At 63.4% G+C, this 13,508-nt stretch carries 12 protein-coding genes; 7 read left to right on the top strand and 5 right to left on the bottom strand.

Features of this window, described 5'->3' with window-relative positions:
• Nucleotides 1-54: 54 nt before the first annotated feature.
• Nucleotides 55-318 carry a PepSY domain-containing protein gene (locus EF834_RS17090; protein ID WP_127948428.1) on the top strand — a complete coding sequence of 88 codons (264 nt, stop codon included), beginning with the start codon at nt 55-57 and terminating at the stop codon, nt 316-318.
• A gap of 249 nt (nt 319-567) precedes the next feature.
• Nucleotides 568-3,489, top strand: coding sequence for a UPF0182 family protein (locus tag EF834_RS17095; protein ID WP_127948567.1), 2,922 nt, complete (start codon nt 568-570; stop codon nt 3,487-3,489).
• A gap of 68 nt (nt 3,490-3,557) precedes the next feature.
• On the opposite strand, the gene EF834_RS17100 is transcribed toward EF834_RS17095, so the two are convergent.
• Nucleotides 3,558-4,109, bottom strand: a complete 552-nt coding sequence (locus EF834_RS17100; RefSeq protein WP_164874168.1) for an SRPBCC family protein — start codon at nt 4,107-4,109, stop codon at nt 3,558-3,560.
• Between the two features lie 86 nt (nt 4,110-4,195).
• On the opposite strand from EF834_RS17100, the gene EF834_RS17105 reads away from it, so the two are divergent.
• Together EF834_RS17105 and EF834_RS17110 are read left to right on the top strand one after the other, a co-directional pair.
• Complete coding sequence (locus EF834_RS17105; protein ID WP_127948430.1) at nt 4,196-4,981, top strand: helix-turn-helix domain-containing protein; 786 nt, start codon at nt 4,196-4,198, stop codon at nt 4,979-4,981.
• Nucleotides 4,982-5,386: 405 nt separating this feature from the next.
• Entirely contained in the window at nt 5,387-6,634 is a 1,248-nt protein-coding gene (locus EF834_RS17110; protein WP_235871281.1) for a dienelactone hydrolase family protein, read from the top strand.
• Between the two features lie 392 nt (nt 6,635-7,026).
• On the opposite strand, the gene EF834_RS17115 is transcribed toward EF834_RS17110, so the two are convergent.
• Nucleotides 7,027-7,602, bottom strand: coding sequence for a pentapeptide repeat-containing protein (locus EF834_RS17115; RefSeq protein WP_127948431.1), 576 nt, complete (start codon nt 7,600-7,602; stop codon nt 7,027-7,029).
• Nucleotides 7,603-7,737: 135 nt separating this feature from the next.
• Between EF834_RS17115 and EF834_RS17120 the strand changes: the two genes are divergently transcribed.
• A complete protein-coding gene (locus EF834_RS17120; RefSeq protein WP_164874170.1) occupies nt 7,738-8,334 on the top strand; it encodes a TetR/AcrR family transcriptional regulator in 597 nt (198 codons plus the stop codon).
• Nucleotides 8,335-8,554: 220 nt separating this feature from the next.
• Here EF834_RS17120 and EF834_RS17125 read toward each other — a convergent pair whose 3' ends face one another.
• Both EF834_RS17125 and zapE read right to left on the bottom strand, forming a co-directional pair.
• Nucleotides 8,555-9,055 (bottom strand): TetR/AcrR family transcriptional regulator, encoded by a 501-nt coding sequence (locus EF834_RS17125; protein ID WP_127948433.1) that lies wholly within the window; start codon nt 9,053-9,055, stop codon nt 8,555-8,557.
• 390 nt (nt 9,056-9,445) lie between these two features.
• Complete coding sequence (gene zapE / locus EF834_RS17130; RefSeq protein WP_127948434.1) at nt 9,446-10,492, bottom strand: cell division protein ZapE; 1,047 nt, start codon at nt 10,490-10,492, stop codon at nt 9,446-9,448.
• A 41-nt stretch (nt 10,493-10,533) separates the two neighbouring features.
• On the opposite strand from zapE, the gene EF834_RS17135 reads away from it, so the two are divergent.
• Nucleotides 10,534-11,130: a TetR/AcrR family transcriptional regulator gene (locus tag EF834_RS17135; RefSeq protein ID WP_127948435.1), complete on the top strand. Its 597-nt coding sequence runs from the start codon at nt 10,534-10,536 to the stop codon at nt 11,128-11,130.
• Between the two features lie 43 nt (nt 11,131-11,173).
• On the top strand, nt 11,174-11,917 hold the full coding sequence (locus tag EF834_RS17140) for an MBL fold metallo-hydrolase (RefSeq protein WP_127948436.1): 744 nt from the start codon (nt 11,174-11,176) through the stop codon (nt 11,915-11,917).
• Nucleotides 11,918-12,011: 94 nt separating this feature from the next.
• Here EF834_RS17140 and EF834_RS17145 read toward each other — a convergent pair whose 3' ends face one another.
• A complete protein-coding gene (locus EF834_RS17145; protein WP_206615318.1) occupies nt 12,012-13,388 on the bottom strand; it encodes a beta-1,3-glucanase family protein in 1,377 nt (458 codons plus the stop codon).
• Nucleotides 13,389-13,508: the final 120 nt, after the last annotated feature.

The raw sequence follows: 13,508 nt of genomic DNA on the forward strand, positions 1-13,508 counted from the left end.
GTCGTAGCGTTACCGTGGGAGAACGTACACATACAGACCCGAGAGGTGGGGACGATGCCTTCGATCGGCAACGTACGGAGGGTCGCTGCAGTGGTCGGACCTGCCGCGATCGGCATCGCGGCACTGGTCGGCAGTGCGGGCACGGCGAACGCCGAGGAAACCCCGGCAGCCCCCGGGATCCTGGAAATCGAACTCGACTTAGCGGACGGAGGACCCACCGCCGAAGTCGAGTTCGTCGACCTGGAGGGCGCACATCGCGAGATCCAGGTCGACCTCCAGACCGGTCAAATCGTCGAGGAAGAACCCGAGGACGATTGAGTTCCACTCAGTCGGAATAAGTTCTGCGATCAGTTCGGCGATGAAGGGGCGTACGCCCTCCTCGAACCCGAGGATCAGCGGGCCGCCGAAAGCATCACCGGCGCGCGCCATTCTGGACACCGGTGCCGCGCCGAACGGCGGTGCGCAAGCCGGCGACCATAGCAGGCCCCCTCCGGTAATATCGTTCGCACGGACGCGTCGACGTGATGACGCGACGGAAGCGTCATCGTGGTTCCCGGACGCGCGCCGATGGGAGCGTGGGACGTGAGTGAACGCGAGGTCATAGGTATTCCCCGGCTGCCCAAGTCTGTCCGGTGGGTGCTGGTCGCGTTCCTGATCGTCGTGGTAGCGACCATCGTTCTCCGGTTCGCCGTCGGTGTGTACATCGATTGGCTCTGGTTCGGTGAGGTCGGATTTCGCCAGGTTTGGCTGACGGTTCTCGCCTCGCGCCTGTTGCTGTTCGTCGGGTTTGGCCTGCTCGTCGGAGGGATCGTCTTCGGGGCGATGTGGCTTGCCTATCGGCACCGGCCACCGCTGTTCGCCGCGTCCCGGGCGGCGGGCCAAGATCCGGTACAACCCCTGCGCACGGCGATCGCGCGACGGCCCTTGCTGACAGGACTCGCGGTAGCCGGCGCCATCGGCGTCATCTGCGGCCTCGTCGCACAGGCCAGTTGGTCGACCCTGCAACTGTTCCTGCGCGGCGGGTCGTTCGGGCTGACCGATCCCCAGTTCGGTCACGATGTCGGGTTCTACGTCTTCGACCTGCCGTTCTACCGAATGGTGGTCAACTGGCTGTTCGTTGCGCTCGTGTTGGCATTCCTCGCCTCGCTCGCGGCTCACTACGTGTTGGGTGGTATCCGATTCTCCGGTAGAGAGACCGGCTTGACCTCTGCCGCGCGGGTCCAGCTCGCGATCCTGGTGGGGAGCTTCATCCTGGTCAAGGCCCTCGCGTATTGGCTCGACCGGTACTCCCTGTTGTCGAGTCGCAGCAAGGAGCCGACCTTCGCCGGCGCGGGTTACACCGATATCAACGCCGTTCTTCCCTCCCGGCTGATTCTGTTCGCGATCGCGGTGCTCTGTGCCGGCGTCGTCTTCACCGCCGTCGTGGTCCGGGACCTGCGAATACCTGCGATGGCCGTCGCGCTTCTGGTGTTCTCCTCGGTGCTGGTCGGTGGGCTGTGGCCTTTCGCGATCGAACAGCTGTCGGTGCGACCGAACGCCGCCGATATGGAGCGCCCGTACATCGAGCGAAACATCGCTGCGACTCGAGATGCCTACGCGGTGGGACCTGACCGTGTCGAGTATCGCGACTATCCGGGCGTGGGCACCGAACCCCCTCCGGAGGTGCCCGCCGACGTCGTGACGATCGCCAACACCCGGCTACTCGATCCCAACATTCTCTCCCGTACCTTCACGCAGCAGCAGCAGCTCAAGAACTTCTACAGTTTTCCGCCGACGCTCGACATCGACCGGTACGAGATCGACGGGCAACGCCGTGACTTCGTGGTCGCCGTGCGCGAGTTGACGCCGGACGCACTCAGTGACAACCAGCGGCACTGGGTCAATCGGCACACCGTTTACACGCACGGAAACGGGTTCGTGGCCGCACCGGCGAACCGGGTCAATGCGGCGGTTCGTGACACGGGGGGCGATACAGCCAGCAGCAACAGCGGCTATCCGATCTATGCGGTGAGCGACATCGCGACCCAGGCATCGGGGCAGCAGATGATCCCGGTCGACCAACCGCGCATCTACTACGGCGAGGTCATCGCCGAAGCAGACCCGGACTACGCCATCGTCGGTGGCGGCGACCAACCGCGCGAATACGACACCGATACCTCGAAGTACACCTATTCGGGTGCTGGCGGAGTGCCCATCGGTTCCTGGCCGAACCGGCTGGCCTTCGCCCTGAACTACTTCGAACGAAACATCGTGTTCTCCAGAGCGATCGGACCGGATTCGAAGATTCTCTTCCACCGGGATCCCCGTGAACGCGTCGAACTGGTCGCACCGTGGCTGACCACGGATGACAACCCGTACCCGGCCGTCGTCGACGGAAGAATCGTCTGGATCGTCGACGCCTACACCAGCATTGACGGCTACCCGTACGCCAAGCGCAGCACGCTCGACCTGCGTGCGATCGACGAGCAGGAAACCCTGACCCCACCCAACGAGATCTCGTACGTCCGCAACTCCATCAAGGCCACCGTCGATGCCTACGACGGCACCGTCAAACTCTTCCAGATCGACGACAACGATCCGGTGCTCGAGGCCTGGATGAAGGTCTTCCCAGGCTCGGTCGAACCGCCGGAGAGTATCAGTGACGAGCTGCGTTCACACTTCCGGTACCCGGAGGGCCTCTTCGCCGTCCAGCGTGAGATCCTCGCGAAGTACCATGTCGAAGAGCCTCGAGAGTTCTTCACCACCAACGCATTCTGGTCCGTTCCCAGTGACCCGACCGACGAGACGAACATCCACCAGCCACCGTTCTACGTGCTGCTTGGTGAGCCGGGTAGCACCCAGCCCTCGTTCCGGCTGTCGGGCGCGATGGTCGGATTCAACCGGGAGTTCCTGTCCGCCTACATCTCGGCGAATTCCGATCCCGAGAACTACGGCGAAATAACCATCTTGCAGCTGCCGACCGACACCCTCACCCAGGGCCCCCAGCAGATCCAGAACTCGATGATCTCCGATACCCGCGTCGCGTCCGAACGTACGCTTCTCGAACGATCGAACCGGATCCAGTACGGAAACCTCTTGACGCTTCCGATAGCCGAAGGCGGGGTTCTGTACGTCGAACCTCTCTTCACGGAGAGAATCCAGACAACACCAAACGGGTCGACGTTCCCGCAACTTGCGCGAGTGCTCGTCAGCTATCGCGAACCCGGAACCGGTGGCGTTCGAGTGGGTTACGCGCCGACCCTCGCGGAGGCGCTCACCCAAGTCTTCGGTCCAGCAACGGGTAACCTGGCCACTCCGCCCGGCGGGGGTCCAGGCACTCCTCTGGCCAGTCCAGAGATCACTGAACCTGTCGCGCCGCCCGCTGCTTCTCCTTCGCCCGCCGTGGAGCCCGGGACGCTGGAACAGCTGAACTCCGGACTCAACGCCATTCAGGCGGAACTCGAGCGCCTGCAACGAGCGATCGACGAGTTGGAACAGTCTGGCGGATAGGCCAGGAAGCGACGATCGCCACCCGAGCCCGAGATGATCCGTGTTCGACGATCAGCTCAGTGATCGGTTCACCCAGTTATGGTCGGGCCAGCCTTGAATCGCCGGGTGCTTCCTCGACGGGCTGCTCGGTCGAGTTGGGCCTGCTTGCGTGGAGACGGCACGCCGTTCTCCACGTAGTGCGCCAGGTCCGCCAGCACTCGCCGACCGGCGCGTCGAAGCATGATCAGCATCCACCAGCCTGCCAGTAGGCCGAACACACCTCGGGTGGTGACGAGGGCGTCGTAGCTGACCACACTATGTTGCTCGTCCACGGGAGTGACGGTCCAGCTGTTGCGTGCGACCGACAGGAAGCGCGGCTTCTGCTCGGCCTCATAGGTCAAGCTTCGCGCGGAGTCGTCGTAGGCAACGATCGCTTCGGTCACGTACGGGGCTACCCGGATGCCAGTTTGGCAGACTCGGCCCGCGACCGGTGCCTCGTCCACGGTCGGGGCAGAACCCGGGATAGCCGCGGAGGCGGGAACGTCGGTGGCCCACTCGCCGATCTTGTCGAACCGACGGCCGATGACGTCCCAGACGGCCTCGACAGGCGCTACGATCTCAGCATTGTTGGACAGCTTCATGTCTTCGAGCATGGTCTCGTCTCGCCGGCAAGTCGATTCCTTAAGAGGGAATCGGCGAATTTTCGTGCACCTGAAACGCTGATGTCATGACTCGTGGAGAGCCCGGGACCACCAGCCCTTTCGGTGCTCAGCTGCGGCGCTGGCGAGGCAGTCGCGGACTCAGCCAGCTTGCGTTGGCGGCGGCGGTGGGCTCCACGTCGCGTCATATGTCGTTTCTGGAGACGGGTAGGTCGCGTCCCAGCGAACAGATGGTGATGCGGCTCGGCGAGGCGCTCGGAATTCCTTTGCGTGAACAGAATCGGCTGCTCGAGGCCGCCGGCCTACCCGCCGCCTATCCTGAGGTGGCGCTGGAGGATGCCGATCTGGCGCCGTTTCGCGCCGCGATCAACCAGCTGCTGACAGCGCACATGCCCTACCCGGCCGTCGTCGTCGATGAACACTGGAACGTGTTGCTCGCCAATCGAGCGAGCGCTGCATTCTTCGGTGACGCGCTGGTCGGTAGCAACCTTGCGCATCGATACTTTGCAGACCCAGCCGCCGCCGAGGCGATCGTCAACTGGCCACAGGTGGCTTGGGCCGGCATGGACCGATTGCGGCAGCAGCTTGCACTGAGACCGTTCGATGACACACTGCGCGAGCTTGCGGTGCTCGCTGAGCGGGCCACTGCGGGTCTGCCTCGCCCGTCTCCGCCGGCAGAGGGATTGGTGGTGTGCCCGTGGTTTCGGGTTGGCGGGCAGGTGATTCGGACGATCGGGATGGCCGCCCGGTTCGATACGACGAGCGCGGTGACGCTGGAGGAGCTTCGGGTCGAGTTGCTGTATCCCCTCGATAGCGATGCGGAGCGGTTCTTCCGGGAGGCGGGGACGACGTAACCGGCGGACCATGACCGCCACCAGGAGTCGTCCGGTATCGCCTACCAGGGTTGGTATTCGCGGGTTTTGCGCTGGATGTCGGGGTTGGGGGAGCTTGGTTTCCAAGCGTGGGGAGGTGGTATCCAGAAAAACCGTTGCGGGACAACCGAACAAGACAAGTCAAAGGGACGAACTCTGCAAGATGCCAGGGGGACGACAATCAGACATTCTCGACGCCCGCGAGAACGGGATCGCGGTGGTGCCTTTGAGCCCAATCGATTCAGGGGGCACCGAGAGTATCGTGGGAGTTCCGTCGACCAAACAATGAGCCGCGTCACCTGTCGTCTACCTGTCCGGACTTCTAATGCCCAGCGGCACAACAATATCGATCAACAAGGACGTCGACGGACGAAAACAGAGAATGGTGTGATTGTTGTGGGTCAGTACGTGGATGTGACCAAGCAGTCCGGAGAGTCGTTCGCTGCCTACCTGTCTCTCCCCACACAGGGCTCAGGGCCGGGGCTGATTCTGCTCCAGGAGATCTTCGGGATAAACGACTACATGCGTGCCATGGCGGACCGGTACGCCGAAGAGGGCTATGTGGTAATGGTGCCCGACCTGTTCTGGCGCTCCGGGCCTCGACAGGAGCTCGGCTACGACGAGGAGGGATTCAAACGTGGCCTGGCGCTCCGGAATGAGCTCGTGGAGGATCTCGTCGTCGAGGACATCGGAGACACGGTTCGTGCCCTCCGCGCGCGGGGCGAACACGCAGGCGGAGTGGGTGCGATCGGCTACTGCCTCGGCGGACTCTTCGCATACCTGTCCGCTCTGCGTCTGGACATCGATTGTGCGGTCAGCTACTACGGCGTAGGCGTCCAAGACGCCCTCGGCGAGGCGGGTCTCCTGAAGGTGCCCATGGTTTTCCATCTCGCGGAACTTGACAAGTACTGCCCGGACGCAGCACGGAATGCGATCAGGGCGGCCTTCGAGGGCAACGATTTGGTCCGCATCTACGACTACGCCGGCGTCGATCATGCCTTCGCCACTCACGGCCGGGACGTGTACGACCCGGCTGCGGCAGGGTTGGCCTATTCGCGGACGCTCTTGGTGCTCCGGGAGACGATAGGTCCGCGGTACGACCTTTCGGCGCTCTGGGACAGTCACACGTACTACGAGTTCGAAGCCCGCGACGTGCCTGCGACGATGTCAACGATGGTCGACGAACCCTATGTCAACCACATTCCGACGATGACCGGCGGTGTCGGGCAAGAAGACGTCGCCCGCTTCTATTCGCATCACTTCATTCCCGGCATTCCCGAGGACACGAAAATGATCCCGATATCTCGCACTGTCGGGGCGGACCGGGTGGTCGACGAGATGCTCTTCTGCTTCACCCACGACCGCGAGATCGAGTGGATGCTGCCAGGAGTTGCACCCACTGGACGTTACGTCGAGATCCCGCTGGTTGCCGTAGTGACCCTGCGCGGCAACAAGTTGTACAACGAACACATCTACTGGGATCAGGCCAGTCTTCTGGTGCAGATTGGCTCACTCGATCCCGAGCATCTTCCGGTCACGGGAGTCGAGCAGGCGAAGAAGTTGGTGGACAAATCGCTGCCATCGAACGAACTGATGCCGAGTTGGCCCGCCAGCAAAGGAAAGCCCGTCGCATAGGGCGGGCGCTCACGCCCCAACTTCGGTCAGTGTGCTGTGCCGATGATCGTGCGAGGAGGAGGTCGAGGTGTGGTTATTCATCGAGTCGCCCGGCGTTCTGATGGCCACGTGTCATGCGCGTACCAGACAACCCAGTAGACCGGGAAGAAGACGACCGCACCTACCGACACAAGCTTGCCGGCGCCGCGTCGACGCTGTCCGATTGCTGTGAGCACGCCAAAAGAAAGATAGGTGCCTACTGTCAGGAATAGGAAGAGCGCTACGAGAAGCCACAGCACCTGTCTGAACATACCGTCGACTGCGGATCGCAAGTGCCAATTTGAGATGGCGGGCATCCCGCAAGGACGTCGTCGATAGCCTCGAACCGCCTGTTTTGCCGATGGCGCCACCTCTCAGTCGACCGAGGTGCCGTCCGGCATGGTGGCCTCGGTGATATCTGCGCCGTCCAGGACAGCGGTGATGATGTTCGCCCCGGTCAGGTTGGCCTTCCCCAGGTAGGCGCTGATCAGGATGGCGCCGGTCAGGTCGGCGTCACCGAGATAGGCGCCGGTCATGTACGCGCCGGTGAGGTCCGCTCCAGCGAGGTCCGCGTACCCGAGGAAGGTTGACGTCAGATACGCCATCGTCAGGTCAGCATCCCGCAGGCGGGCCCGCGTGAGGTACGCGCCGGTGAAGTTGGCATCGTGGGCGATCACGCCGGTGAGATCGGCTCGTGCCAGGTCGGCGCCGACGAGCTCGGCCGACGTCAGATTGGCGCCCGCGAGGCCGGCATCCGTAAGGTCCGCTCCCGACAGGTCGGCGCCGGTGAGGTCCACACCCGCCAGGTTCGCTCCCGCCAGGTTCGCGCCCGCCAGACCGGCGTCGACGAGGCTGACGTTCCCCGAGTCACCCAGCGACCGAAGGGAATTCCAAGCGGTGACATCAGAGCGGAGCAGGTCGAGAGGCTGCGCGTGTGCTGTCGATGTCATCGAACCCCCGAATGGAACGAACACTGGTGGCTGTCCACCATCTGCCGAGCCAGTTGGCACTACCCAACGTCAGGTTGACGGCGTCAACCTAGCAGCGAGTTGTTGACAGCGTCAACCTCCTCCTATTCTGCGGAGGTGAAGGAACAGACCGGGGACACGCGTCGTGCTCTCATCTCCGCCGCCAGTGATCTCCTGGCGCAGGGCGGACCGGCTCACGTCACAATGCGAGCAGTCGGCGCCGCCGCCAACGTGTCGCGGACCGCGCCGTACCGCCACTTCCGAGACAAGGACGACCTCCTGAGCACGGTCGCCGCCGAGAACCTGGCCTTCGTGAAAGCAGAGATGCAGCGCGCAGCTGCGAACCCCACGACAGCCTCCACACCGCTGTTCCGCGCCTGCCTTGCCTACGTCCGCGTCGCGTGGGAATACCCGAACCACTACCGACTCGAATTCGGAGGCGACTACGCGTTCAAGCCGAGCCAGGCGCTGGAAGAGGCCGCCACTGATTTCAACGGGTACTTCAATGAACTCGTCGTCGAGTCGCAGCGGAGCAACACCCTCATCGCCGACGATGTCCGAGACGTCGGCCCACTGCTCTGGGTCTTGCTGCACGGACTGGCCATGTCCAATCACCTGGTCGCTCACCGGGCGTGCGACACCGAGACCGGCTATGAGACCGGCGATTTGTCGCGTGTACTTGGTCTGGCTCTGCGGAACCTGGCCCCGTACTGACCTCACCCTGCCGGGACCAGATCGAACCCAGAACGGATCAGGTTTACGCCTGCTCGGCATTCAGGTCCGTACATATCCGGATAGTTCAATACCTTACTGTCCCAATAGAGCTCAGTTGTTTGAGCAAGGTCGTCGAGTTGAGGCCGTGCGTTGGTGGCGTGGAAGCGAGTCGCACTCAACTTCCCTTGTACAGGCGCGTCCGGCGTGCGGTGGCAGGTTCCTACCGCTTCGCGGGCGGAATGAATCGGTCGATGATTCGTTGAGGGTCTACGGCTTCCGGTCGAAGTCGCCGGAGCAGTGCGTCGAGCACCATGCCGTCGAGCGCGGTTGCCAACAGGGCAGCATCGGCGTGCGACAAGCCGTGTGCGCGCAGAACTGCAACGAGGCGCTCCCTGCCGTGAACCATTACCGCAGCGAGTTCTGCGTCGTGAAACGAAGCGACGATAAGTTCGTAGCGGGCGCGGGTTCTCCCCGCCTCTGAACCGAGCCACCGTGCAACCTGCTGTTGCGGGGTTTCGCCTGGTGCTGGTAAGTCCCCGTCGAGTAGGTGACGGACCATCTCCAGAACGAGGCCACGCTGGTTCGTGAAGTGGTGTCGTGCGCTGCCGTGTGGGACGCCGGCCTCGTCTTCGACCCCTCGCATCGACCAGCCTCGGAACCCGACTCTGCCGAGTAGCTCCAAACCAGCATCGAGTAGGGCCTCCCGCGTGGACTTCTCCATGTGGAGAGTTTATCGTGATCCAGTCCTCTCCACGTGGAGAACTTCTTTGGATCGGAGCATCTGATGGTGATCTTTTTCGACATCCTTCTTGCACTCGCTATAGCCCTGACGCTCTGGTTCTCCGGCTATGTCGTCTACCGCTCGGTATTCGGGGAATCGCGCCGGGGGTAAGCCGTCGCGGCTCACCCTCGAACTCGACCGTGCCGCGTCGCTCCGCGCCATGCTCCCGATGTGTCCAGAGGTGCGGCATCGCACTTCGGCGTCGTGCAGGAAGTCCTTGGCCGATCCGGGAAGTCGCGGCATCATTCTCCAGCGCGAATTCTGGTTCCGCGCTATGGGTTTCGCAGACGCGACCCCGTGTTTACCGGCCATCTGGGTAGCAGGATCTGCTCAGGGTGTTACCTCGAGCTCGGCCGCATCGGGTCCGATGCAGGAGAGTTGACCGAGGCGACTCCTGATTCTCCCCATGTCGAGGGGGAGGTGTGCACCGTTGGTGAGGAAGTCCAGGGTAGTACTGGCGAGGAACACGGGGGTGACGTCGCGGTCGTAGAGTACGTCGATGGCGTTGGCGAACCGCTGTGCTGGTTCGCGGCCTGCCGTGCGAAGGTCAGGTATGTCGCTGATCACCCACTTCTGGAACTCCCCGGCCAACGCGAGGTAGTCGACCGGGGCAGTGGTCCGTCCGCACAGGTCGGTGAATTCGATCCACAGCCATCCGTCGGCCGCGCGGCGAACGTGCACGGGGTGTCCGGCCGGCGCGAGTGTCGTGCGTTCGTCTGGATCCGGTGCGCTGAGACCGAGGTGTTCGACCTGACTCGGAGATCCCGGGCTGACCCAGAATCCGGCGGCGAACCCGGCCTCGTGGCTCGAGATGGTGCGGTAGTCGACGGGGCCGTCGACGGCGACGATAGTCAGGGTCCGTTCGATCAGCTCGATGGTGGGCACGAAGTCGTCGTGGAACAGCGGATTGGGCAGCAAGGATTGTGGTGGGTAGTTCGAGGTCAAGATGACCCGGATCTCCCGATCGAGGAGCGCGGGAAGTAGTCGGGCGATGAACTTGCCGTCCGCGGGATCGTGAACGTGGAACTCGTCGAAGCACACGACGTCCAGCGCGCCGAGGAGATCACCGAGGGCCGCACTGAGATCGTTGCCGTTTCTCCGGATAGCCAGGTGTAAGTCGCCGAAGAACTCGTGGAAGTGAATCCGCCTCTTCCGGCTGGTCGGCAGCGCTGCGAAGTACGTCGCCATCAGCCAGCTCTTTCCCCGACCCGCGGGTCCCCACAGGTACAGATTCCGATCTGCAGTCGCGAGGGCTGCTACGGCTCGCCGCTGCGCATCATCGAGCGTGAATCCCAATTCCTCCGCTGCCGTGACGAATACAGCAGGATCCAGCTGTAAGGGGCGGCTTGATTGTGAAGCTCGACGACTCCAACGCATGGCGAAACTCTACTATCCTAGAGGCTTGAGAGGATCGAGACATGTCTCACCGTCGTTCACGCCGTGACCTCATATGCGATGCCGCGTTGGATCTCGCTGCCGAGGGCGGGAACCACGCGCTCACTCACCAGGGAGTCGACGCACGACTCGACTTGCCACGCGGTTCGACCTCGTACTACTACCGCACCCGCCGCGCCCTGGTGTCCGCCGCTATCGCGCACCTGACGTGCCGGTCGAGCGAGCAGTTCCGCGACGCGGCACCATCAGTCCCTCCAAAAACGACAAGGGAAGCAGCGAGCCTGATCGCGGCCCAGTTCGAAGCGCTGTTGGGAGACCGCCGTCGAGACGTGCTCGCCCGATACGCACTCATGGCAGATGCAGCAGGTGATGACGAACTACGCGAGGGTCTGGCATCGTGCCTGTTCTCACTTCCAGCAGCGACGGCACTGATGGATTCCCTGGGTGCATCCGACCCCAAGGTTGCCGCGCGAGATCTGATCACCCTGCTCGAGGGGTTGGTTTTCGACTACGCCTTCGGGGCGAGGACGCTGAGCGCGGACGCTTCCCCCGTCGATCGAACCGAGACGCTGCGGACTTCCGTTCGCCTCTGGATCGACGCACTCGTTGCGAGCCGATGACGAGTTGCGGGACGAAAACCGGCATGCCGCATAGGGTTGGTCCGTGACAGTTGTGGACGAAGTAGCACCCAACGTGTTCCGTGCTTCCGGGACAGACGTGAACGTAGTGATCCTGCGGGACGGTGGCGACCTGACCCTCATCGACGGCGGCTATCCCGGTGATGTCGGCGCCGTGGAAGGTGCAATCCGGTCGCTCGGCCGAGGTCCGGAAGATGTGCAGGGAATGTTGCTCACCCATGCGCACATCGACCACATGGGCGCGATCGTCGCCTTCCACGAACGCTACGGCATTCCAGTGTTCACGGACCCAACCGAAGTCGCTCATGCGCGAAGGGATTACCTCGAGCAGGCAACGGGTAAGGACTTCGTCCCGATGCTGTACAAGCACGGCGTGCTGCCGTGGTTGCTACGCGTCGCCCGCGCCGGAGCAACCCGGTCGCTCTCGGTCGACGACGCCCAGGCGTTCGCGGCGAGCGGCCCCCTTGACCTGCCCGGTACTCCAGTCCCGGTGGCTACCCACGGGCACACGTCCGGACACAGCGCATATCACGTCTCCCACCACGGTGTGGTCATTACCGGTGATGCACTGGTCACGGCGCATCCGCTGTCGAAAGTTCGTGGCCCGCAACTGCTCCCGAAGGTCTTCGACCACGGGAAGCAGGACACCGTCGCGGCTCTGGATCACCTTGCCGTTCTGGACGCCGAGACCATCGTGCCCGGGCACGGTCCCGCGATGTCCATGCCCATCGCCGAGGCCGTCGAGCAAGCACGTGAGCGAAGCCGGTGAGTGCCGCAGCGGACCGATCTCCTACGCTCACGCCCGTAGGGGGTCGCCAGCTCCCTGACACGTAGTCGGGAACTGGCGACCCTCATCTAGTGGGCTACGACCCGAAGAACGATGTGCCGCCGTTATCAGGCGCTGGGTTGGGGGTCGGCTGCGGGTTGGGGGTCGGTTCCGGGGTTGGGGTGGGCTCCGGGTTCGGGGTCGGTTCCGGGGTGGGAGTGGGTTCCGGGTTGGGGGTCGGCTCCGGGTTAGGTGTCGGCTCCGGAGTACCGGGCTCCTCCCCACCACCGTCACCTGGGTTGGCCGCGAACTCCGTCAGTGTGATCGTCCACGAGGTCGGGGCGTGGTCCTGGACGTACGAAGCGAAGTCGCTGACGTCGTCGAAAGCGAACCCGTACGCATGGCCGTTGACGGTGTTCTCGTGCATCGCCCGGGAGTAGTGGCTGGTGATCTCGTTCTTGTAGAAGAGTGAGGGGTCGAGGACGGGCTGATCGGCGTAGTCGAGCAGCGTCGACCGGTTGAGGGCCGAGCCCAGGATCGCGGCAACCGGCCCGGAGAGGCCGTCGTTCGGGGCGATCAGGGCGCCGTCACAGAAGAACACGTCCTTGGTGCTCGGTTTCCTGACGGGTGCAACCCCACCGTCGAATTCGAGTACGTCGCCGCGGACTCGACCGGTGTAGGTGACGCCCGTGAGGTGGTTGGTCACTCTCAAGTCGGTGGTGGCGTACTTGCGCCACACCTCGTTGACGTACTCGTCGTAGTAGGTGGGAGAGAACATTCCGGAGTTGATGCCGTGACCAGGCGCGATCACCCGGAAGTTGTCGCCGACGATGAGCGACGCGAATTCGGGGCGACTTGCGAGGTCGGCGAAGATCCTCTCTCGGCCGCCGGGGATCAGGGTGCCCGTGGTCTGGGAGCGCTCGCCTTCCAACTGGATCGCCAACGGCACGCTGAACTGGTCGACCATGGTGGTGTTGCAGAACATGCCGAGGTCGTTGAGGGTGAACTCGACCGAGTCGTGTAGCACCCTGAAGGCCGGGTCGCTCTCCACCCAGCCGGCCGGGTACTGCAATGCCTTTCTGCCGGCACCGTCGGTGACCGCTTTGAACTCCAGTTCGCCGTCGATGGCGAAGTAGATTCGTCCCGACATCTGTGGGATTTCGAAGGTCGTGTCTCCGCTGTTGGACAGCGGGATTCCCATGTCGAGGACGCTTCCGTCAGGAGCGTCCGCGGGGACCGGCGTGAAGACCCCGCTGCGGTTGACGAATCCTTGCTGACCGGAGTGGTTCACCCCCGGGATGTACATCGTGATCGCGCTGTTACCAAAGGCGCCGCTGGCGTTGACTACTTTCGTGGTGAGGTTGGTAGCCGCCCGCGCGCGGGGTGTTAGGGCTGGGACGAGGGACGATAGAACCGGTGTTCCCAGGGCCGCCGCACCGATTGCGGATCCGAGGAAGGCTCTTCTGCTCAACATTGACTGCACTCCGGGTTCGAGATGTTACCGAGCTGTTATCTCGGAGGTGCGCGAGTTTTACACGCCTCACGGAGGAGCGCAACCGAACGGACGCTTGTTATAGTGTGAATCCTGCAGGAA

The sequence above is a fragment of the Rhodococcus spongiicola genome (assembly GCF_004011835.1).
Classification (GTDB): Bacteria; Actinomycetota; Actinomycetes; order Mycobacteriales; family Mycobacteriaceae; genus Prescottella; species Prescottella spongiicola.